Origin of the sequence: Rhodonellum sp., from assembly GCF_030656585.1 — a bacterium.
GTDB classification, from domain to species: domain Bacteria; phylum Bacteroidota; class Bacteroidia; order Cytophagales; family Cyclobacteriaceae; genus Rhodonellum; species Rhodonellum psychrophilum.
The window spans coordinates 51,678-75,461 of the sequence record NZ_JAUSPP010000057.1 but is presented as its reverse complement, the minus strand read 5'-3'; the positions used below and the strand labels follow the sequence as shown (position 1 = coordinate 75,461).

The following is a 23,784-nucleotide window of genomic DNA, read 5'->3' as shown; positions in this document are numbered from 1 at the left end:
TGTTGAAAAGGTGTCAAGAAGAATGGCTGGCTTTGGTTTGGTCTTGCGGTTCATCCGGTTTGGTATCCCAGAGATACGCTTTCCATATCAAAGGAATTGAGATAAAACAGATGATATTGGAAGGATATTGCCCAATGATGGAATTGCCGTAGCTGGCCAGTACGATTCCCGTTAAACCTGCAAGAAGGGCCCCCATGGTATTTCTCAAACCAGGGTCGTCTATGTTGAATATCTTGAAAAAGCCAAGACCTAAAATGATCAAAATACCCGCTACATGGATGATGAGTCCAACGATTCCTGTTTCGGCCCAAATCCTCACATACCAGCTGTCTGTTGGCGTGTTTGCCAACAAGGTGTCGGGACTGAATCTCAATCCAAAATATCCGGCCGAGCCAATACCTCCCCCGAAGGGTTTGTCGGCCAAGTATTTGGCGAATATCTTCTGATTGTCCTTTCTTACATTTAATGAGGCATCCTCAGGGTCCAACGCACTCCTTAATCTTTGGATATCATAGTTTCCCTGTCCAATATAGGTGTACTTGAGCACGCCAAAAGCGGAAGCAGCGACAATAGCCCCAAGGATCAAAACCTTAAAGTTTTTGTTTACCAAAAGATAAACAAAGCCACCTCCCGCAGGTACGATCAGAGCTCCTCTGGTCCCAGAGATCAACATGCCATACAGGCAAAGAAGTCCACCCAAACCAAAGAGTATTTTTTTTGTTTTGGACCCGGGACCGATTGCAATGATTGCAAATACCAATGCTGCCTGAGCCATCGAAGCACCAAATTGGCCAGCGTCGGAAAAAAAAGAAAACACCCGCAATTTCCCATGCAGAATATGGGTGGAGGCGTTCCCTGCAGCAAGCCACGCATTTTCAGCGCCATCCAATCCTATCATTTTTTGTTTCAGCCCCCATAGGACGGCAAGGACAGACCAAGCCAACCAGGTGTAGAGAAATATTTCAAGATGCTTTTTGTCTTTGAGATAAATCAGGCAGATGATGATGATAAACAGAAAGTTGAAGGAGGTGCCCCTGACAGCATAGAACCAAGCAGTCAAGCTTACTGCCTGTGGATTCAGAACCTGGAGGGTCGTATAAACAAACCAAACAAAGAATACATAAAATGGGGCGGAGTTCAAGGATTGTCTTCCTGAAGGATCGCTTTTGACAAGTGAAAGAAAAACACTGACGAAAATAACGGCATCCAAGAGAAGCCCAAAAGGGATCGGAATGTATCTAGACAAGCCATTTCCTACAAAAGCCAAGTTGAATGCCAAAAATAGACCGAAAAGTGGGTATTGGAAAATGAAATACATCACAATCAACAAGGGAATGATGATGAAGATCAATCCAATTCCAATGAATTGCGCCTTGGCGACCAGCAAGCCAAAAACAATGGCCAAGGATCCCCAAAGTAAATATTCAAGGATGGCCTTGCTGTTTTGCGATATGTTTTTTGGTAAGGCCAGTTGCTTAATCGGTAAACTGCCTGAGAATGGAAATCAACTCGCTTGCTTTTTTCTGCCAAGAATTTTCTGCTGCAAAAGCCTGCCTTTTTTCGATCAAGGCTGGGCTATCTTTTTCCAGTAATTCCTCAATGGCTGCAACAAAAGTATCTGGTCTGTCGGCAATCTTCACCAAGTCCACAAATTCAGGCAGGTCAGAAAACGAAGTCATGATGACAGGCAAGCCTATTGCCAGGTATTCATTGATCTTAAGGGGGTAAATGGAAATGGTGAATTTGTTCTTTACGTATGGGATGATGGCAATATCCAGTGTTTGCATAATGCCAGGCACCTCCGTAATGGCGACTGCAGGTTTGAACATCACATTGGGGAAGCCTTCGAGTTGCTCGACGACAGTCTGATCCAATACCCTGCCGACCATTAAAAAATGGCAATTGGGCATTTTTTCCACTACTGATTTGATCAAAGTGGTATCAAAACGATCATCAATGGTACCCACATAACCTATTGTTTTTGGACTGTTTGAGGTGAGCTCTTTCTTTACAAACGGCGCGAAAACTTTTATGTCCACTCCGTTTTTGACGACTTTATTGATCTTGGTTTCAAGTCCTTTGATCTTGGCGAGATGATCGGAAGTGAAAACGCAGGCATCCACCTCTTCCATCAGTTTGCGCTCCATTTTTCCCCCATGTTTTTTGAGCCAAGGAGCAGCACTTATTTCATCATAACAGTAATAGAGATGGGGGACATTGGGAAAAAATTCCTTGATCCCCACACTTGTGAAGGGATTGAATGCGGTGATGATGGCATCCGGATAGGAATTCTGGCCTTTCATGGTTTTGAGAACGCTACGCAAGATGATCCGATAATTGATTTTGTTCAATCGTTCAAATGTTTGGTCGTTGTTTGCCCAAAAAGAAGGAATGATCGGTGGAGCTGTGAAAATATTGACCTTGTCCTCTTTTGTTCCGTTGTCAAAGGACTCGATTCGATTTTCAATCCCCATTATTTTTTTCCAAGGGATCATGCTATTGGGTTTTCGCATTCCTGTCAAGACGTCCTTGACCGTGAATGGATAATCCACAAACCATACATCGTATTCCGATGAAATGCCCTTCATCAATTCCACGGTTGACTTGAGGTAATCGCCTTTCCAAGGGGTCATTGAAATACAAAGTATCGTTTTTTTCATACTTATTTATTTAGGGTGATAAGGCCTTTTACCCAAACCCGCAACTTTCCTCTATTCTTTGGGACTTCAGAAATTACCTCTTCCATATAATTGACATTCATGTCTGTACCCACGGCATAAATTTCTGACTTGGGAAAAGTTTCCTTGATGAAATCCAAGGCTGCTTTGTCATGAAAACCCCAAGCCTGATCAGCATTGACCATTAAGATAACGATGGAAGGTACAATGGAGGAAAACGTATTCAGCACGGCATTTTCAAACTCTGGTATCCGTACAATGACGCCATCCTGTTCTTTCAGGTTTTGCTTCAGCTCTTGGATGACTTGATTTCCTATGGGGTCATATTTGCGGGCAAAGATTTTAGATTCTTCGTTCTCAGTGAGCTCAGGTGTGTCATTTGACTCGGTGAAATAATAATAAATCACTTTGTCAGTTAATTTTTGGAGTGCCTTGGAAACAAAAAGTCCCGCCTCATTCATATTGTCCTGGGTACGGGTGCTGGTGAGGAAGATAAGGTTCTTGGCCTCGGTATTTCTTTTGTTTAGGGCGATGTTGAGGTTGTTGGAAAGCAGGTTGAGGAGTTTTTGTTGGAGGTCTTCCTGTAGGATTTTTTTGTTTTGGATCGGTGAAGAAATGACTCCCAGAAGTTTTAGATTGGTCGCTTCCTGAATGGAAGAAGGCGTTTTGATTTTTCTGTCCATGATTTCAAGTCCTACGATCGTGCCGACCACAAAGAGAAGGGATACCATAAAACCTGCGATGAGGACCATCGCCATTTTGGATCCTTTGGGGTTTAAAGGATAGAAGGGGCGGTCCAAAAGGCTCAGGTTTCCGAAGAGTTCTGAATTGCTTTTGTGAATTTTGGCTTGGTTGAGTCCATGCAGGATGCTCAGGTATTCTTGTTCGGCAATTTGGATTTCCCGTGCCATTTTGCTCAGGTTGAAGCCCACGGGGGCAAATTCACTGAAAAGGTCGATGAAATAGAGCCTTTGGGTGAGGAGTACCTCGAGTTTTGCTTTGTTTTTGTCTATTTCCAATACGTATTTCAAATATTCGGACAGGACTGTCAGTCGGGGAAGAATCTCTTTAGAGTAGCTTCTGGAGTAATACTCGTCTGCAGTATTGATCATTCCTGCCCTCATGTTGTCCTGGACTTGCTGCAGGGAATCCAAGGTTTTGATGTTTTTTGGACTGGATTCGCGCAGGGAAATAGTCGTGATGGCGGTGGTCAATTGCGCAATTTCCTTCATTTGCCGCATGATGCCTTCTCCATTGAGGTATTTGGCGGCCGTCTCATCCATGGAAACGGAGATTTCCGCCAAGGCTTTGGTGGAGGATTCTAGCTCCATTTTAACTTTGTAGATATCTTTCTCCAATTCCTCCTTGCCCTCGGAGATGAATTTTGTCTGCTCTTCGTAGTTGATGATTTGATTTTCCTGGGAGTAGTTTTTGAGGGTTTCTTCGGCATTGTTGAGCCGCATCTTTGCTTTTTCCAATTCGGCGATAAAATATTCGATAATCCCACCTGCTTCGAAATTACGGGTTGAGCTATATTTTACCTTGAAGATATCGGCCAAGAGCGAAAGGGTGGACAAACAAACACCCGGATCATTGGAACGGTAGATGATTTCCAACATGTCACTGTTTCCTTTTCTGGAAAAAGTCATGTTCGCCTTGATGGCGTCGATGTTGTAAAAGGTTTTGGATTTCTGGAGTAAAACTTTGAGGTCGTTTGGCTCCTGGTTATAATAGTCAATCCTGATTTTTTCCTCAATCGTTTTTATCTCCTTTGTTTTGGTCAATTCAGCGACTACGGCGGGAGATAAATGTTCCTCTCTGAGTTTATTGAAATTTTCTTTGGAAATGATGTAGGGATCTGGACTGTCCAATGACAGGTGAAGTGCCAGCAAGCTGATGGCAACATCTTCCAGGGTTTCCCTGGATTGAAGAATGGTGGTCAGGTTATCGAAAGCATTGTTTACCGCAAAATAATCCACCCGGCTATTGGACATACTCGAAAGATTCGTCCCAGAGGCAATCCCGGTGTTGAAGATCATTCCGGATTGGTATTCCTTTGGATTGTTTCTATTGAGTAGAAATGCCAATACGGCTACTGTCAGTGGGAAAAAGACGATGATGAATTTTTTTCTGACTAATAATTTGATGATCCTGATTAAATTCACAGCTATTGATTTTTTAATAAGTTGTGAGGAGCCAAGCCGGCCAGCGCCGCGAGATTGTGGTACCTTTCGAGAAATTCAAATTTGGCATCCGAGTAGTAAGATCTGGATTGGGCCAATACGTCCGTCAGACGGGACAGTTCCCCAATAGGGATGATTCCATCTTTAAATTCCTTTTCGGCAATGATGTAATTTGTTTTCAACGCTTCCTGTCCCTCACTTCGGATTTTCAAAAGTTCGTAGGCGCCGAGCAGTTTGAAATATTCCAAAGTTACGAGCCGTCTCAGTTCAAACTCCATTTCATTCTTCTGGAATACGACGGCCTTTTTTTCTTCTTCAAATAGCTTGATCCTTGATTTTCTTCCCATGAATTCAAACAAGGGTACATTCACTTGCAAGCCTGCCCTGTAGCCGTTTACGAGTGAAGTCGAGGCCGCACCGCCAGGATTGAAACTGTCCCCTGTGATGATCCTTTGGTCACCAGCAGAATAATTTGCAAATCCGAAAACATTGTTTTGCCAAAGTCTTTTGGTGAGCTCCACTTGGTACTCTGCTTTTTCTATCAGTGCATCCTGATAATCCAATTTGGGGCTGAAATCCAACGTTTTGCTGATGATTTCTTCCAATGGGAGGAGTTGATCTTCCAGATTTTTGCCAAGATCCAATTGTTCAATCCCCTGTCCCATCCCTTTGAAGGAGACCATCAACAAGAATTGAAGTATCATAATAATGTATATGAAATTCGTTTTTCGCATATATTATCTTAGGTGATTGATGTTTTTATCATTTGGGATTTGGGTGAAGTCCGATGAATTGATATTACTTTATTATATTTATTTCCAAAATTACTCCATTTATACAAAATATATGGAAGGCATCACAATTAATATAGGGTATTACTTAGGTTTTCTCTCATCTTCGGCCTTTTTTTGGTGCTTGAAATGATGTTTGGTTTGTTAAATTAGGTAATATTTGATTCAAAAGGATAAATAAATTTTAGAATAAGAAGAGGATGGTAGAAATTTTATTTTGGATTGGTGTGGCGATTGTATTTTATACTTTCATAGGGTATGGAATTTTTTTATATATACTGCTTAAATTTAAAAACAACAAGGAGGGGATGATGCATTTGTTTTCAGACACCTACCATCCCGAGGTGACACTTGTGATCCCTTGTTTCAATGAAAGTGATATCTTGGATGAAAAAATCCAAAACTGTTTGGATTTGATTTATGCTCCGGAACTCTTGGAGATCATCTTTATTACAGATGGGTCGACAGACAACTTTAGGGAGGTGATTGGCCGGTATCCAAGGGTAAAGCTGCTGCATGACGATGCCCGAAAGGGTAAAACCGCAGCAGAAAACAGGGCAATGACGTTTGTGAAATCACCGATTGTCATTTTTTCAGACGCCAATACCATGTTGAATAAGGAAGCTGTAAAGAATATCGTCAGGCATTTTGAAAATGAAAAAGTAGGATGTGTTTCAGGTGAGAAAAAAGTCCTGACCGAAGAAAGGGATGGGGCGAGTTCGGCAGGGGAGGGACTTTATTGGAAGTATGAATCCTTCCTCAAAAAAATGGATTCTGATTTTCACAGTGCGGTTGGCGCGGCAGGCGAACTGGTGGCCTTCAGGTGTTCAGAATATGAGGATTTGCCGGAAGATACTATTTTGGATGATTTTATGCAGTCACTGCTGATCGCATCAAAAGGGTTTAAAATAGTCTATGAGCCTGAGGCTTACGCATTGGAAAAAGGCTCGGCTTCCATCAAGGAAGAGTACAAAAGGAAAAAGCGGATCAGCAGTGGCGGTTGGCAATCCGTACAAAGACTCTGGGATAAAATCACTTTATCCAAGGATCCCAAACTTTATTTTCAATACATTTCCCATCGTGTACTAAGATGGACAGTAACCCCATTCTTGTTGATTCTGTTGTTTATACTCAATATTTTCCTCTTGGATTCAGGTTTGTTCTATCAACTTTTTATGCTGGGTCAGGTCGTTTTTTATCTTATGGCGCTGATTGGATGGTATTATGAAAACAAGCAGATAAAAGTCAAACTGTTTTTTGTGCCTTTTTACTTCACTTTCATGAATTATTCGGCGATTACTGGTTTTTTGCTTTACATGAAGGGAAATCAATCAGGTGTTTGGGAGAAGGCCGCCAGAAAAGCATGAGACACCAGGCTTCCTCAGGCTTGTCCTTTAGGACTAAAAAAACCCATCCTGAGCGAATCAGGATGGGTTTTTTTATTATTTTTTTTTTAAAATTCGGACATCCATCCATCAGACATTCTCCTTTTGAAACAGGGCAGGGATGGTCATCAACATGATCTTTATGTCCATCCAGAAGCCAAATTTTTCAGAATATTCGTTGTCCAATTGCATGCGTTCTTCTTCAGACATTGGGCCTCCCTTGCCTCTTTTGGTGACTTGCCACAAGCCAGTGATCCCTGCAGGCGCCATGAATCGCATCGAAAACTGATCCGTGGTCAATTTTTCGGCTTCATAGATCGGCAATGGACGGTTGCCCACGATCGACATGTCTCCCTTGAATACATTGAACAACTGAGGCAATTCATCCAAGCTGGAATTCCTAAGAAATTTTCCCAAGCCTGTGATTCGAGGATCATCGGTCAACTTAAAAAAGGCCGCGCCCGTATTTTTCTTGCTGTTGAGGTGCAAAATCTCGCAAACCTGTTGTCCCATCTCATTGAACAAGGGGCTTTCGCAGGATTGGTTGTATTTAGTACAGGTTTCACATTTTTTGAATTGAAAGCCATCCTGTGCATTGTCCGTCACCGATTCCGGGACTGTTTCTTTTTCTTGGTTGTTTGCGTATTGATTCAAATGGCTGAGTTCCTTGAGTTTTTTGTCCGCATCGGGCACCATGGACCTGAATTTATAGAACTCGATGATTTCCCAGCCGGTACCCACTCTTTTGGATTTGTAAAAAATAGCTCCTTTTGATTCCAGCCTGATCATGATTGCAATCAGGACCATGATCGGGGAGATCAGCAGTAGGATACTCCCAGAGACCAGTACATCAAAGGATCTTTTCCAGAAGGGTGTTCTGTAATTGACCGTCAAAATTTTTTCTTTATTGAGATTTTCCATAAATCCTCTCATGGGAGGATTCTCCAGAAGATTTTGGATTTCGTCGAGGATTTCCAGCTCTTGCATTTGGCTGGTAGAAAACAAACCACTTATACTCTCTTTGATGGCTGTTTTTTTGTCAGCAAAATCAAAATGATCTGAAATAATGCAGATCTGAAAGTTATTTCGAATTGCGTAAGGTTTGATTTTTTTGATGTTGTCTACGAAGCTTGGGTTTTTCAGATCTCCAAACAAAAAAACTGCATCCATTGAGGTGGAACCTTTTACTTCATTGATGAATGAAAAGATGTCCTCCTGGATCCTAAGGTCAAATCCTTTTTCCAAGATCTCCTTTGATTTGACGTTTAGGGCATATCCGGGTTTGATAAATACCAATTTCTTTTTCATGTCAAGTCAAATTTGTATCTGCTGAAGAAACGGTCTATCCTGACATTCAATTCTTGTGGATTGAAAGGTTTCATCAGGAAATCGTCCGCTCCGCATTTAAAAGCATCAATCCTTGAATTGACGCTTTCCTCTCCCGACAAAACGATCAAAGGTACTTTTTCAAAATAATTGAATTTCCTTACTTCTTTGATAAACTCGATACCGTTCATTTCTGGCATGTTCAGGTCCAATACCACCACATCAGGGATATTTCCCTCCATGATCCAACTGAGCGCTTCTACTCCATTGAGCTTTAGGACGACTTCAAAATTTTCATCAAGCTTGTTTTTTAGCAAAAGACCCATGACAGGTTGATCATCTATCAGCAATAGATTCTTTTTTGATTTTTTGGTTGGCATTTTCAGTAGGGATTTTTTTGATTTCAACAACCGAAACTAAGTATTATTCAATTATAAATAATTATTACAATAAATAAATATATTTTAGTAGAATTTCGGTGTTGAATATTTTTATTTTATAATGCATTAACCTATATAGATGCGCATTTTTTTACGGTGTAAAATAAGCATTTAAATTAATTTTTTTCGGAATTAATGCTTGTAGTAAATTGAAAGTTGATTGGATATATAATTTCATGTTTATTTAAGATCAGTTCTTAAAGAAGGCATTATAACTCTGACAATTCTTTTTCGATCACCTTTTTGAGGTGGATCCATTCAGCAGCGATGTTTTCAAAATACTCTTCCAACTCACCGATGTCTCCATCGGCTTTTTCCTCGATGATTCTTGACCATTTGTACAGTTCCAGAAAGGAAATGGATTGTGATGACCCTTTTATGCCATGGCTGTCTGCTTTGATTCCACTTCTGTTTTGATGTTTTATGTTTTGGCGCAAGCTTTCTATTTGGATTTCAAATTCCAGGGATGCTTCCAAGAGTTGCTTGTAAAGAGGTAAATTGTGGTCTATAAGATCCAACAGGTCTTGCTTGCGAAAACTTTTTTCTACTTCAAAGACTACTTTCATAACTTTATGTTCGATTTCCTTTATATTTTTCCCTAAGTACTTTTCCAGTACCAACACCAAAGCTTCAGGTTCAATCGGTTTGGATAGGAAATCATCCACACCTGCATCAAAGCATTTGGTCTGTTCCTCTTTCAAGGCACCCGCGGTCAAGGCAATGATTGGGGTATGGTAGCCTTTTTCATGCTCAAATTCCCTTATCTCCCGGGTTGCAGATAGGCCATCGAGTACAGGCATCTGCACATCCATAAAAATAAGGTCAACTTGGTTTTGTGTGAAGGCCTCCACTGCAAGTCTTCCGTTTTTACATGGGATTATTTTCACATTGGGGAGATGGTTGGTGACCAACGTTTGGATCAGGAGCATGTTCATGCTGATGTCTTCCGCGATCAAGACGGTCAATTCCCCATCATTGATGCTTTTGTTTTCCGATTCTGGATAGTGGAATACTACGCTTGAGGGCAGTTCTTTATTGATGTTGGTGATGAATTTAAACAATTCATCCGCTTTGACGGGTTTTGTGAGATTGCACCGAACGCCTAGATTCTTACATTCCTCCTTGATTTTGAGATCATCGATGGAGCTGTGGAGCAAAAAGACAGGGAACAATTCAGGGGTCAATTTTAATTTTTCGCGGATCAATCTAATCGTAGTCAAACCATCCATAAAAGGCATGTGGTAATCCACGATGGCCAAATCGAAATCATGGGACTTTTCCAATAGTTTCAGTGCAGACAAACCATTGTCGCAACCCACGTATTCAATCCCCCAATAGGCAAAATTATGCTCGAGGATAAGTCGGTTTTTGTCATTGTCATCGATGACCAAGACCTTTTTAATAGGGATTTTCTCCTGATTTGATCTAGGCTCTTCCTCTTTGAATTTGGTGATGATCGAAAAACTAAATGTAGATCCCACACCTGTCTCGCTTTCTATTTCTATCTGGCTCCCCATTTTTTCGGCCAGTAGTTTGGAAATGGTTAGGCCTAAGCCCGTCCCTCCAAATCGTCTTGTCGTGGAGCTGTCCGCTTGGGAAAAGGCCTTGAACAATCTTCGTTTTTGGGAATCTGAAATACCGATCCCAGTATCCCTAACCGAAAAGCCGAAGCTTCCGTGGAATGCATCAATCTTCTGGAAATCGACTTTGATTTCCACCTCACCATCAGAGGTGAACTTGACGGCATTGCTCAACAGATTGATGAGGATTTGCTTCAACCTGAAAGGATCCACTTCTCCAAATTTTGGCATTGTGGGGGAAATGTTCAATAGCAATTCCAAGCCTTTTTGAGCAGAATGGTATTTGATGATGTCCGCACTCTGTGAGACCAGATCATAAATGTCCGTATGGACAATTTCGAGTTCTAATTTACCGGCTTCGATTTTTGATAGGTCCAGCACATCATTGATGATATTCAAGAGTGCTTTACCGGAGGTATTTGCATTGTCGGCATATTGTTTTTGGACAGGTGAAAGTGGGGTTTTGAGCAATAAATCCGTGAAGCCAATCACCCCATTGAGCGGAGTCCGGATTTCGTGGCTCATGTTGGCAAGAAATTCCGATTTGGACTTGTTGGCGGTATCTGCGTTTTCCTTTTCCTGAATCAGGTTTTTTTCGAGTTGAGACTTCAGCTTAAGATTGGCGAGAATCTGGGCAAAAACCATCAACAATGATTTTTCGACCTCAAAATTCAATTTTTTCTTTAAGACAAAATCAAAACCCACGAATCCAAGACATGCCGTCTTGTCCATGATGGGGATGGTAATGAGGCTCTTGATATTCTGAGGTTCCAAAATCTGCCTGACGCTATCATTTTCGGGAAGTGCCTCAACGTCCGGTATGAAAGTGAATTCATTGTTAATATGGCTGTTCACCCAATCCCCCATGTTTTCCAAGGGGATTTCCTGCAAGTTTTCTATTTCGGGAGCGATACCCGCTGCACACCATTCGTAGGTGTTTTTACAAGTTCGACTTTCCCAATCATAATCAAAAACATAAACCCTGTCGGCTTCGACAAAGGTTGCCAGCTTTTGAAGGGAGTCATTTACTCCAGTGTCAATTTGTGATAAATCGATGTTGATATAGTGGGCAGCCATATCGATCAGGATTTTTTGAAGGTCGGTTTGTTTTTTTAGGGTCTCTTCAGCGTTCTTTTCCTGGGTGATATCCGATGTTTTTCCATCCAGTCTTACAGGCGTTCCATTTTTATCAAAAATGGTTTTTCCGGTATTTTTCACCCATTTGATGTTTCCATTTTTCGTTATTATCCTGTATTCCGCTTCGTAGGACTCTTTTGTTTCAAGATCCGAGTAGATTTGTGCGATTACAGATTTGTCTTCGGGATGTATTGATTTTTCCCACCATGAACTGTCATTCATCCATTCGTCGACAGAGATACCAAAGAGTCTTTCGGCTGAAGGAGTGACATAAAGCATTTCATAAGAGGGTAATTTTACTGCCCAAATCACATCTTCAATTCCATATAAGATCCCTTCAAGTTTTTGGGTGGTTTCCAAAAAAGCAATTGATTTTCTGTGGACTTCATCAATGTCCTGGAATGTCCCATAAACGCGGATACACTGCCCATCCCTAAATTCAGATTTGCCTAAAACCCTGACCCATTTTTCCTTTCTTTTTGAGGTGATGATCTGGGTTTCCAAATCAAAGCTTTCCCCATGCTCCTTACATTTTTTAAAGGCTTGTGAAATCAAAAGCCTACTAAGGCCTTTCTTGTAAAAGTTGATTCCCTTTTCAAAATCTGGAATAAAGGTTTCTGGAACTTCATGGATGGTCTTTGTCATGAGGGACCAATGAAGGTTTTCAGTCAAAAGATCCATCTCCCAAGCCCCTAACTTGGCTATTTGACCTGCTTGTTCAAGGGTTTCCTTGGTTTTTTCAAGTTCAATCTGGGTTTGTTTTCTATCGGTAATGTCGGTAAATCTACCGGTGATTTTTTTGATGATTTTCTCCCTGTCCATAATGGGTGAGGCCTTTTCTTTTAGCCATCTGGTTTCACCACCCATGACCACCCGGTATTCAAGGTCAAAGGCAATCCCTAACCTAATATTCCGATGGGCATTTTTGCAAAGCTCCTTGTCGTCATTATGGACAAAATGGTCTGTAAAATCTTTGCTTTCCTCAAAAAATTTGAGATCCACTCCGATTACTTTTTGACTGTTGGGGCTGAAATACTCGTATTTTTCCGTCAGGCAATTGTAGAGGTAAAATGCATCGCCGATGGTTTTGACGATCAGGCCAAGCCGTTCTTCCGTGATTTTTAGCGATTGTTCCGTCTTTGTTTTTTCTGTGATGTCCACACAGTTGGCAATAACCATCTGGGTCTGTCCGCCAAAGTCAGCCAGGCTATTTTGATAAGCCCAATACCTGTTGCTGCCGTCTTTGGCAATGATCCTCAGCACTCCCTTGTGCGTTCCTTTTTCGTAGATCTCTGAAAAGTAACTGTCCATGAAGGGCAGGTCATGGGGATTGATAAAATCCTGGAGCTTTTTACCCAAAACCGTATTCAGGTCATATCCCAAGGAAACGGTGGCTGCAGGGTTGATTTTGGTGATCGTTCCCTCTTGGTCGTGGACACAAACCAATCCCTGTGAATTTTCAAAGATATACTTGAAAAGCGTTTCTTCACTTTTTTTATTGGTGATATCAATGATGAGGCCATTCAAAACCCCTTCATTCGGGCTTTCACCTTTGGAGAAGCGTCCTTTTTCAAAGACCCACTTGATTTCTCCATGACTGTCTATTATCCTGTATTCCAGCTCCCAAGGCATATTTTGTTTGATGGCGTCGGTGATTTGGCGCCGTACTTTTTCCCTGTCTGGTGGTGAAATGATACTTTCAAAATTCCGGATATTGCTTTTTATAAAGTCAGAGGGTGGATAGCCGGTGAGCGTACTGATGCCCTCACTGACGAACGTGAAGGTGAAATCCTCATCGTAAAGACTGCTGTAGGTCGTTCCTGGAGTATTCTGGATCTGGGCATTTAATTTTTCCTTGCCAGCTTCCAATTCCAGATTTTTTTTCCGGAGTTCCAGCAGCGCCATCACTTGGTTGGCCAAGGCTTTCAGGTTGTTTTTTTGACTCTCGGTAAGCGACATTGAGTTTTGGTCGAGTACACACAAGGTTCCGATAGCAAAACCATCAGGAGTGACCAAAGGGTAACCTGCGTAGAATGTCAAATTGGGAAATCCCGTCACCAAAGGGTTTTCTTTGAACCTTTGGTCCAGCTTGGCATTGGGAATTTCAAAAAGGGCATCAGGCTGATGGATTGCATGGGCACAAAATGAAACATCCCTGCTGGTTTGTTTTTGGCTCAGTCCATGAGTCGATTTGAACCATTGCCGTTCTGAATCCACAAAACTGACCAGAGAAATTTCGGTTTCACAAATCTCTGAGGCCATCTTCGTCAAAAAATCAAAATCCACCTCCTCGAAGCTATCCAAAATGTGATAGGAGGCAAGTGCATTGAGCCTTTCTGTTTCATTACTAGGTATTTCCGGTAAGCCTATTTTTCTTTCCATTGTCACAACTCAAAATCGAATTCAAAATTTTTTGAATTTTGTCTAAAATCCAAAAAATAATTTTTAAAAATACAATTTCAACCCAATTAATTTATTTTTTGGCTCAATTAAAAAAAGAATATTTTGGAGTGCGGGATTTTAGGTCTTTGTGGGTTTTTTTACCGTGTTTATTAGGTCTCTTTGATTTTCAGGCAGATTAGTTCCTGGGGTAGGCCCATTGTCCACTTCAAGGAAGGGATGTTTTCAGTCCAGTTTTTGCATTTTGTCGCTTGGTCAAAATCTGGAATTCCACCATAAATGCAGGAGGGGCGACTCTTAAATTTTGGGTACCACAAAAATGGCTTGGCGCAGTCAAAAAAATCAATACAGTGAAATTTGGTCTCCCGATGATGGTCTCCTGATTATTGTTTTCTGGCGCATTATCTTTTCCTTTTTTTGTGCACCTGTATTTCAAAAACTTTGTCGAGAAGGGTGATACTACAATAGGCTTGGGTCCGTTTATTGTGGAATAAGTAGAGGTAAGGATATCCGATTTTTTTTTGAATTCACCCAAAAAAACCAATAGGATCCCTTATTTTCGCAAAAAATATAGCTTACCCTAAATTCACACATGCACTTGCTTTCTTTAAAATTACCCTTGTCGAGATTCCTCCTTATTTCTGTTTGCCTCCTTTCCTTTTATGCTTGCCAGACCAACCCTTCAGATAGCCAGAATGATGCGTCCATAGCCTATCAGGATTCCCTGCTCCAAGTTTTGGCGGCGGAAGAGGCCGATCGGCAGAAGATAAGCATACCTGCTTCTTTTACCCCGGAAAGTGCGCAGGCTTTGGGAAACCAGCTTGATTCCATCTTCAACTTTTTGCATCAAAAAAAGGGATTTAACGGGACTGTGCTTTTCACAAAGTACGATGAAGTCATCTTCAAGGGGGCTTTTGGCTATAAAGACCTTGCGAGAAAGCAACCCCTCAAAATGGAAACAGCCTTCCAACTGGCCTCTGTTTCCAAACAATTTACAGCCATGGCCATCATGATGCTGAAAGAGCGGGGAAAACTGGAATACGATGATGATATCCAGCAATTCATCCCCAATTTTCCTTACCCAGGCATTACGATCCGGCAATTGCTCACCCACAGGTCCGGTCTATCCAATTACACCTATTTCAGTGATAAATTCTGGCCCGACAGGACCATTCCCATCACCAACGAGGACGTCATCAACCTTTTTGCCCAACATCAGCCGGCAGCCTACTTTCAGCCCAACTTGAAATACGAGTACAGCAATACAGGGTATTTACTCCTTGCCTCGATCGTGGAAAGGGCTTCGGGGAGACCATTTGCCACTTTTCTTGAGGAGAATATATTTGGACCATTGGAAATGACCAACACATTTACCTTCAGGGAAGACCTTCCCTCAGAAAATGTTGCCATCGGCCACACCCGCAACAAACGAAAAAGATCGCCGGATTACCTTGATTTTGTACTTGGTGACAAGGGAATGTACTCCACTGTTGAGGATTTGTACAAATGGGACCAAGCCTTGTATTCCAATAAACTGGTGAAGTGGAATATTTTGGAGGAGGCCTTGACCGGTTTCGATCAGAGCGAAAAGAAGGGGAAGGAAGATTATGGATTTGGATGGCGGATAAAAACGCTAAAAAATGGTGACCCTGTATGGTACCACGGAGGCTTGTGGCATGGCTACAACACCTACCTCCTGCGCAATCCAAAAGACCACAGCACCATCATTATCCTGAGCAATGTGGCCAATGGCAGCTTGAAATTCTTGAGTGACCTTCAGGATTTTCTCTATCCCATCCTTCCCCCAACGGACACAGCTGAAAACAAGAATGGCAAAGAAGGGGAAATAGATGTTTTGAATAAAAGTTGACCTTTCTTATTCCCGAGGAATGGGAGCGGAGTCTTTCCCTCCCAGACCAGAACCAAATTTTCTTCATTCTTTATTGCCAATACTTTGAGTGTAGTAGTCCTTCTCCTAGTTGTTAAAACCCGACACAAAACGGGCTAAAATCCGATAGATGCATCCCTTCTCCTATTGGACTTGAAACAGCAAAAAACGAAGACCATTTTGAGAATAGGGAGTAGTACTGATATGGTGAATTCATAAACAGCAAACTACTGAAGATCGTCAAGCCATTTTAAGCTGGAGTTGAATTGGGATTGCATATCAGGGGCTAAAAGCCTAGGGTCGGAATTAATAGTTGGTGATTTATGGATTTTTTTTTTCATAAAAGATTTGCGGGAATTGTTTTTAAAAGTAACACTACCTGAACCAGTATTTTTTCAACCCGTTTTATGCATTTCGAATGCCATTCAATACTATATTTATCTGATAATTAGTCAGTTGATTTTTTTTTATTGACTTCACCAGGGCGGTATCAGGAATTGGTCTCCCAGTTGTCTGATTTTCTTTTGGTTTCCATATCCTAAGAAAGCCAAATGCATATTTCGGATTCAACCAATCAGGTGTTTTGAACAATCAATAAATAGAGAGGCATTCCAATCGTAATATTTACCGGGAAGGTAATGGCAAGGGCCATTGGTAAGAAAAGCCCCGGATTTGCTTTGGGAACAGATATTTTTAGGGCGGCGGGAACCGCAATGTAAGAGGCACTGGCAGCCAAAACGGCAAACATAAATCGATTGCTGATGTCTTCGGTGACAAAAGAACTTAAAATTGCAATGATGCCTCCATTGATCAATGGAACCAAGATTGCGAAAATAAGTGGAAATGACCCAAAGGAAAAGAATGCTTTAAGCTTTCTCCCACTCGTAATGCCCATATCCAACAAGAAAATAGCCAAAAAACCCTTAAATAAATCATTGGTGAATGGTTTGATTCCCTCCGCCTGCTCAGCATTGGCCATGAAGCCAATGATTAAACTTCCCAATATCAGTAATACACTGCCATTTGTAAAAGAGTGTCGGATAGCCGTTCGCTTTTTAATTTTCTCGTTTTCATCTTTATTGAAAACCGAGATAAGCACCAATCCCATGATTATTGCCGGGGACTCCATCAATGCCATGATGGCCACCATGTGCCCGTTGAGCGTCAAATGCTGCGCTTCAAGATAGGAAACAGCAGTTACAAAAGTAACGGCACTCACCGAGCCATAAGCCGCAGCGATAGCCCCTGCATCGAAGACACTCAATTTTTTTCTCAAAATAAAGAAAGTGTACAAGGGGATAAGCAAAGAAATGAAAATCCCAAACAAAATGGACCAGCCAATTTCTAAGGTAAATTCTTCATGGGACAATTCTTGACCACCTTTAAAACCGATGGCAAAAAGGAGATACAGTGAAATAAATTTCGAGGAATTTGCTGGTATTTCTAAATCGCTTTTTAAATATACGGCGATGACACCAAGCACAAAAAAAAGTAATGCAGGGTTGGTTAGGTTTTCGATCAGTAAGTTGTAATTCATGAATTTTGTTTTTGCGCTTGTTATTTTATATTTCCTTAAATAATCTCTTCTCTTTCGAGGTGATGAGTCCCTTTATTTCTATGGAAAACTCCTGAATATAATCTTTAAACAAGGTTGAATTCATGATTTCATCCACCTGATTTTTGATATTAAACTCCGCTAATTTCTGTTGTTGGTTGAATAAGGATTGGTCTTTGAAATCTGAAAAATAATACTCCACATACAATTCCTCAATTACTTTTTGGGAAGGAAAACCTATTGTTTTATTTCTCTTGATAATCCCATTTATAAATCTACATGAAGTGTCATTCACTATATAAATCCTTTTGATTTTTTCTCTATATATCAAATTTTTTACCTCTAACATATAGTCGAAATCCTGCTGCTGTACAATAGCCCCAGAATAGGTGATGAAGAAAATATTTTTCCCATATTTATTTTGCAAATATGATTCCATACCCGAAAAAGGGCAAATTATGAATAATTGATTGGCCATGATTTTTTTGTTTTGATAATCTGTATTGTTTTTTCTTGGCGATCATCTCAGATGACAATTTTTTTTCAGAGAATATTTTTTAGGGCTGATGTTTTTCTTGTCCTTTGGTTGGAGTCTTTTAGGAGAGGCAATCTAATTTGGGAAACCAGGTGATACGGTCCAAATACATGCATTTTCCGAAATTTTTTCTAAATTATAAATATTTTTCACAAGAAATTAATTGCTTTATACATTGGGTGTTTTTTGCGTAAAAGCAGTTTTATTATATAAATAATATTTTGTTTTTTTACATATTTTAAGACATCTTGATTCGCGATTTTCGTGTAAAAACAATTGTAGTATAAATTGAAATTGAGATAAACAATGGGTGCGATTTGTAATATTTTAATTTGATTATTTAATCATATAATTATTTAATTCATGGATATAAATTCAATAAATTATTCTTTATAATGATTTTTTAAAGGGTTTGTGAATTTTTAAATTTGACTTTGGGGCTATTTTAATAATAGCACCAAAGTCAAATTTAAATCTGCTATTTATTGTCCCTGTCCTAGCGAGAAGGCTACCTTACCATTGAAAGAATAAAGGTTTTCGGTTTTAATCGTGTCGATGTTTTCCTTCAGCGCATTGGTCAAGAGCGCGATGATAATTTCTTTGTTTATTTCCTGATTGTCTTTCGGCTTGAAGCGACATCTCCAGTGGTCCGTACAAAAAGTTTCTTTAAAACCCTGCGGCCACACTTTTATGCCTCTATTTGTAATCATTGACAATTCAAGTCCACTGGGGATTATCTTATTAAGATTTTCGGCCAATTCATTTGGGTCATATCCATTCCAGTGCACGAATATATCCACACCCATTAATTTCTTTTCAGCAGAGGGTTTGCGTTTGTATTTTGGAAGAATGAGTGCGGAATTGTTGGAATAGGTGACGGGTTTAAAAATGGTAGGTTTGTTTCCAAGATTGGCGATTACCGCTTTTGCAAATTCCCTTGTTCCTACCTTTGTTTTACTTTTTCCCGCTGTATAGATATCTGAAGTGTGTGTGCCTTGTTCCAGTGTGGCAAGCCATGCATTTTGGATTTTCTCTGCGACTTTGGTCTGACCAATATGGTTCAGCATCATGATCGCGCCCTGTAACAAGCCGGAAGGATTTGCAATATTCTTACCCCCGATATCAGGAGCAGTCCCATGGATGGCCTCAAACATCGCACATTCTTCGCCAATGTTTGCAGATCCTCCAAGACCCACAGAGCCGGTAATCTCGGCGGCTATATCTGAAATGATATCTCCATACAAATTGGGCATGACAAGCACATCAAATTCTTCCGGAGATCCAGCCACTTTGGCTGCACCAATATCCACAATCCAATGCTCGTTCTTGATTTCCGGGTATTCCTTGGCAATTTCATTGAACACTTGATGAAACAAACCATCTGTCTGTTTCATGATATTGTCCTTTGTAAAGCAGGTTACTTTCTTGCGATTTTGTTGCTTGGCATATTCAAAAGCATACCGAACGATTTTTTCACAACCAGGACGACTGATCAATTTCAAGCATTGGACAACCTCATCCGTTTGCTGGTGTTCAATCCCAGCATATAAATCCTCTTCATTTTCCCTCACGATGACAATATCCATTACAGGATGTTTTGTGTTTACAAAGGGATGCAAACTCATACAGGGTCTAACATTGGAATACAAGCCCAAAAATTTACGGGTAGTGACATTCAAACTTTTGTAACCACCACCCTGCGGGGTGGTAATAGGGGCTTTCAAAAATATTTTATTGCGCTGGATTACTTCCCATGATTCAGGTGCAATTCCTGAAGTATTTCCGGCCAAATAAACTTTTTCGCCCACTTCTATTTCTTCTGTTTCAATTTCGGCACCAGCCGCTAAAATAATCTCAAGTGTTGCGTCCATGATTTCTGGCCCTATTCCATCGCCTTTTGCTACTGTTATCTTGGTCATGTTAGATCGAGTTTGTTTTTTGACACCGCAAATTTGAACATTCAAAAGCATAATATTTTATTTATATTTGTAATGAAATACATAAACATAACTTATGAATTATACCCTTCATCAACTACAAGTATTCTTGAAAATTGTCCAAACGCAAAGCGTTACCAAGGCATCGGAAGAGTTGCATCTCACACAACCGGCTGTATCCATTCAGCTTAAAAAATTTCAAGAGCAGTTTGATATCCCACTTACAGAGTTGGTAGGCAGAAAAATTTACATCACCGATTTCGGAAGGGAAATTTCCGAAGCGGCAGAAAATATCATCAACCAAGTCTATGCCATCAATTATAAAACATTGGCCTATAAAGGGCAATTGACGGGAAGGTTAAAGATCTCCGTGGTGTCAACCGGGAAATACGTAATGCCTTATTTTCTTACTGATTTTATCCAGGAGCATTCTGGGATAGCCTTGTTGATGGATGTCACGAACAAGAACAAAGTCTTGGAAAGTTTGGAAAACAATGAGGTTGATTTTGCGCTCGTTTCCATTTTGCCAGCCACGCTGAACATCGAGAAACTTGATCTGCTTCAAAATAAATTGTACTTGGTGGGAAGTACAGCCATCAAAGCCAAGAAGGGGATTGGAACAAAAGAAATTTTTAAAGACCTGCCCTTGATCTTTAGGGAAAAAGGCTCGGGAACCAGACAAACTATGGAGAGTTTTTTTCAAAATAATTCCATATCGGTCTTGAAAAAAATGGAGCTGACTTCCAATGAAGCCGTCAAGCAAGCTTTAATGGCAGGGTTGGGATATTCCATTATGCCGCTGATAGGCATCAAGAATGAACTTCACAACCATGAACTTCAAATAATCCCCATAAAAGGTCTTCCGATTGTCACTACTTGGAGCCTGATCTGGCTGAAAGGCAAGAAGCATTCTCCTGTTTCGTCTTCATTTTTGGATTATTTAAGGAGAGAGAAAACTCAAATCGTTCAGGATAAATTCAGCTGGTATGAACAGTATTAGCGGCTTGGCTCTTTAACCGGTTTATGCATTACGGACGCAATTGAAGTTTGTAATTTACCGATAATGAATTGGGTAGAGACTATTTTTTACCTTACCCTATTGGTGTCAAGAATTTGGTTCCCAATAGTCTGATTTTCTGGAAGTTTCGATTCTATTTGGAAACGGAATGCATATTCTGGGTTTAGGGCCTGGATTTTGGCAAGGGAGCCAATAGGTTGATTTGGGAATTCCAACCTATGGAAAATTCCAAATTATCATTTCTATTTTGGGAGGATCTGGGGCAGTATCCTTCCAAAGAGGAAACTGGTTCAGGCAGAGAAGATCAAATACCCCTTGGGATTGGTTGACAGGGTAGGCGCTTTCAAAGCCAATTACCGCAACTCTCATAATTTCTGAATAGCGTTATATTCCGTCTTTTTCGAGGCATGAGGAGTTGGGTTTTTTTCTAAAAAATTGTGAATTATGATGCTGCTTGTCCGATCGAAAATCCACAGAACAAGAGTTTTGGATTGAACTTTGGCTTTTCCATTTGTAGGAAATAGAGATTGTATTTGTCATTTATGAAATCCATGGCGGAAAAAGTGTTTTTTCATGGGCCTTAATTTCCAGTCTGTTTTTACTCTATATTCGCAGAATTGTTCATTCTTGATTGCCTCCATGTTTTATTACAACCCAAAGGATTGGATTTTAGCCATCTTCAGAATCACAAAGTCAGAAACCATTATGACTTTGGCCCCCACCTTGATTTTTATTTCTTTGTACTCTTGGGGGATCGTGTATTTGGAGGTTTATTACCTCAAGCTTTCCGAAAACAGTTATGCCAAGGACATCACCATCATGCACTCACTTCTGGGTTTTGCCATATCGATGTTGTTGGTCTTCAGGACCAATACGGCCTATGATCGCTGGTGGGAGGGGCGAAAGCTTTGGGGAAGCTTGGTAAACAACAGCAGAAACCTGGCGATAAAACTCAAGGTTTTTTTACCGGCAGAGGACCAAGGATCAAGGACATTTTTCAGGCAAGTCATTCCGCTTTATGCCTCGGCACTCCACAAGCACCTTCAAAAGGAAAGCACCAAATTACAGTTGGATGAAAAACCACATCCGGAGCTCCCTGATTTTGACAACAATCCCCACGTACCCAACAAGGTGGCCGAAAGCATGATTTTCAAGATCAATGATTTGTACAAGAACAAGATTATCTCAGGAGACCAACTCATTGTGCTCAATGATGAAATGCGGTCCTTTACAGAAATCTGCGGTGCCTGCGAACGGATCAAAAACACGCCAATCCCCTTCAGTTACAGTGCTTTTATCAAAAAATTCATTTTTATCTATGCTGTTACCCTTCCTTTTGGTTTGGCGCTCTCCTTGGGTTATTTCACCATTCCAGTCACCGCGTTTATTTTTTATGTGTTGGCGAGCTTGGAGTTGATCGCAGAAGAGATCGAGGACCCTTTTGGCACAGACATCAATGATCTTCCTATGGAAAAAATAGCGGACAACATAAAAAGGAATGTCAAGGATATATTGACCTAATGACGGATCGGGTTTGAAAAGGAGCAGCCAGATAACGACCATGGAAGACAATTTTGGGAATTTGGCCTCTTCCATCCCACATCTGCATCAACGCAAGGTGTTGACTATTTTTGACTTCACCCTATTGGAGTCTGGAATTATTCTCCCAATAGTCTGATTTTCTTTCCGTTTCAATCCCATTTGGAAACCTATTGCATATTTCGGGTTTAGCGCCCTTTTTAGAAATCTACTGCCTGTTTTGGCTTGAATTGACTTGTGATTTGAGCGTTTTGACCCTTAGAAAATGATTCAGAATCGGTAACTTTATCAGAAATTAATGATATGCCTTTCTCCAAAAATGTCTTTTCATGAAGTACCTGTCGAGTAGCCTTTGTTTTTTATATTTATGGATTGTGCTGTGTTCTTGTCAGCGAAAAAACCAACAGGATCCATTGGTGGCCAACCTTTCCCAAGCACCTGAAAAGTCCATTGCGGGAATGGTGTGGATCACTGGTGGGGATTTTACCATGGGGACCAATGACCAAAACTCCTATCCGAGTGAAAGGCCAGCTGTGATCAAGAGGGTCAATGATTTCTGGATGGATGAAACAGAAGTGACCAACAAGCAATTTGCCGAATTTGTAGAAGAAACTGGATATATAACTGTTGCCGAAAAAATCCCGGATTGGGAGGAGATGAAACAAACCCTTCCACCCGGAACCCCTAAACCGGATGCATCCCTGATGGTCCCAGGTTCATTGGTCTTTGTTGGACCTGAGAAAGCAGTGCGCTTAGACGACATCAGCCAATGGTGGCAGTGGGTATTGGGAGCGAATTGGAAGCATCCTGAAGGTTTGGGTTCTGACTTAAATGGAAGGGAAAACCATCCCGTAGTTCATATTGCTTTTGAAGATGCGCAGGCCTTTGCCAAATGGTCTGGGAAGCGCCTGCCCACGGAGGAAGAATGGGAGTATGCAGCAAAGGGAGGGAAGAATACCCGATTTCCATGGGGGAATGAATTGAAACCACAGGGACTATTTAAAGCCAATACTTTTCAGGGGGATTTTCCCCATGAGAATGTGGAATTGGATGGTTTTCAGGGTACTGCACCGGTCCGCTCTTTTGCCCCGAATAATTTTGGCCTGTATGACATGATTGGAAATGTCTGGGAGCTTACGTCGAATTGGTATGATGCCATCGCTTTTATGCGTGCCAATAACATCGCTCCGGCCTTGGATACGGCCATCTCCAAATGTTTCAATCCTGAAAATCCATATGCCATCGAAAAAGTCATCAAAGGAGGATCATTTCTCTGTGCAGATGACTATTGTATCAATTACAGACCAAGCGCCAGAAGGGGCCAGGATGTCTATTCTGGAACCTCCAATGTTGGATTCCGCTGTGTAATGGATGCGGAGTGATGGCAATCAA

The 23,784-nt window shown here is 41.0% G+C and carries 15 protein-coding genes; 5 read left to right on the top strand and 10 right to left on the bottom strand.

The window, feature by feature from the left end:
* Positions 1-13: 13 nt before the first annotated feature.
* The 4 genes from Q7J63_RS13535 to Q7J63_RS13520 all read right to left on the bottom strand — a co-directional run bounded on the left by Q7J63_RS13535 (position 14) and on the right by Q7J63_RS13520 (position 5,565).
* Positions 14-1,405 (bottom strand): O-antigen ligase, encoded by a 1,392-nt coding sequence (locus tag Q7J63_RS13535; RefSeq protein ID WP_304886877.1) that lies wholly within the window; start codon positions 1,403-1,405, stop codon positions 14-16.
* A 70-nt stretch (positions 1,406-1,475) separates the two neighbouring features.
* Complete coding sequence (locus tag Q7J63_RS13530) at positions 1,476-2,660, bottom strand: glycosyltransferase (protein ID WP_304886875.1); 1,185 nt, start codon at positions 2,658-2,660, stop codon at positions 1,476-1,478.
* Between the two features lie 2 nt (positions 2,661-2,662).
* Positions 2,663-4,843 carry a Wzz/FepE/Etk N-terminal domain-containing protein gene (locus tag Q7J63_RS13525; protein ID WP_304886873.1) on the bottom strand — a complete coding sequence of 727 codons (2,181 nt, stop codon included), beginning with the start codon at positions 4,841-4,843 and terminating at the stop codon, positions 2,663-2,665.
* Positions 4,844-4,845: 2 nt separating this feature from the next.
* Positions 4,846-5,565, bottom strand: coding sequence for a TolC family protein (locus tag Q7J63_RS13520; protein WP_304886871.1), 720 nt, complete (start codon positions 5,563-5,565; stop codon positions 4,846-4,848).
* Positions 5,566-5,852: 287 nt separating this feature from the next.
* Between Q7J63_RS13520 and Q7J63_RS13515 the strand changes: the two genes are divergently transcribed.
* A complete protein-coding gene (locus Q7J63_RS13515) occupies positions 5,853-7,019 on the top strand; it encodes a glycosyltransferase family 2 protein (RefSeq protein WP_304886869.1) in 1,167 nt (388 codons plus the stop codon).
* Positions 7,020-7,127: 108 nt separating this feature from the next.
* On the opposite strand, the gene Q7J63_RS13510 is transcribed toward Q7J63_RS13515, so the two are convergent.
* The 3 genes from Q7J63_RS13510 to Q7J63_RS13500 form a co-directional block, all read right to left on the bottom strand.
* Positions 7,128-8,345, bottom strand: coding sequence for a sugar transferase (locus Q7J63_RS13510; protein ID WP_304886867.1), 1,218 nt, complete (start codon positions 8,343-8,345; stop codon positions 7,128-7,130).
* A complete protein-coding gene (locus tag Q7J63_RS13505; RefSeq protein WP_031327236.1) occupies positions 8,342-8,743 on the bottom strand; it encodes a PleD family two-component system response regulator in 402 nt (133 codons plus the stop codon). Before Q7J63_RS13505 ends, Q7J63_RS13510 begins: the two co-directional genes overlap by 4 nt.
* 269 nt (positions 8,744-9,012) lie before the next feature.
* Complete coding sequence (locus Q7J63_RS13500) at positions 9,013-13,902, bottom strand: PAS domain-containing protein (protein ID WP_304886864.1); 4,890 nt, start codon at positions 13,900-13,902, stop codon at positions 9,013-9,015.
* A 637-nt stretch (positions 13,903-14,539) separates the two neighbouring features.
* Between Q7J63_RS13500 and Q7J63_RS13495 the strand changes: the two genes are divergently transcribed.
* The gene (locus Q7J63_RS13495) at positions 14,540-15,790 is read left to right on the top strand and encodes a serine hydrolase (protein ID WP_236613242.1); all 1,251 of its coding nucleotides are present in this window, start codon (positions 14,540-14,542) and stop codon (positions 15,788-15,790) included.
* Between the two features lie 592 nt (positions 15,791-16,382).
* On the opposite strand, the gene Q7J63_RS13490 is transcribed toward Q7J63_RS13495, so the two are convergent.
* From Q7J63_RS13490 to Q7J63_RS13480, 3 genes are all read right to left on the bottom strand, one after another.
* Positions 16,383-17,345, bottom strand: coding sequence for a sodium-dependent bicarbonate transport family permease (locus Q7J63_RS13490; RefSeq protein ID WP_304886862.1), 963 nt, complete (start codon positions 17,343-17,345; stop codon positions 16,383-16,385).
* A 25-nt stretch (positions 17,346-17,370) separates the two neighbouring features.
* Positions 17,371-17,841, bottom strand: coding sequence for a hypothetical protein (locus tag Q7J63_RS13485; RefSeq protein WP_304886860.1), 471 nt, complete (start codon positions 17,839-17,841; stop codon positions 17,371-17,373).
* A 539-nt stretch (positions 17,842-18,380) separates the two neighbouring features.
* Positions 18,381-19,817 (bottom strand): NADP-dependent isocitrate dehydrogenase, encoded by a 1,437-nt coding sequence (locus tag Q7J63_RS13480; protein WP_304886859.1) that lies wholly within the window; start codon positions 19,815-19,817, stop codon positions 18,381-18,383.
* Between the two features lie 94 nt (positions 19,818-19,911).
* Here Q7J63_RS13480 and Q7J63_RS13475 point away from each other — a divergent pair, with 94 nt between their 5' ends.
* The 3 genes from Q7J63_RS13475 to Q7J63_RS13465 all read left to right on the top strand — a co-directional run bounded on the left by Q7J63_RS13475 (position 19,912) and on the right by Q7J63_RS13465 (position 23,774).
* Complete coding sequence (locus Q7J63_RS13475) at positions 19,912-20,835, top strand: LysR family transcriptional regulator (RefSeq protein WP_304886858.1); 924 nt, start codon at positions 19,912-19,914, stop codon at positions 20,833-20,835.
* A gap of 657 nt (positions 20,836-21,492) precedes the next feature.
* The gene (locus Q7J63_RS13470) at positions 21,493-22,374 is read left to right on the top strand and encodes a bestrophin family protein (RefSeq protein ID WP_026333723.1); all 882 of its coding nucleotides are present in this window, start codon (positions 21,493-21,495) and stop codon (positions 22,372-22,374) included.
* Positions 22,375-22,721: 347 nt separating this feature from the next.
* Complete coding sequence (locus Q7J63_RS13465; RefSeq protein ID WP_304886857.1) at positions 22,722-23,774, top strand: formylglycine-generating enzyme family protein; 1,053 nt, start codon at positions 22,722-22,724, stop codon at positions 23,772-23,774.
* Positions 23,775-23,784 lie beyond the last annotated feature (10 nt).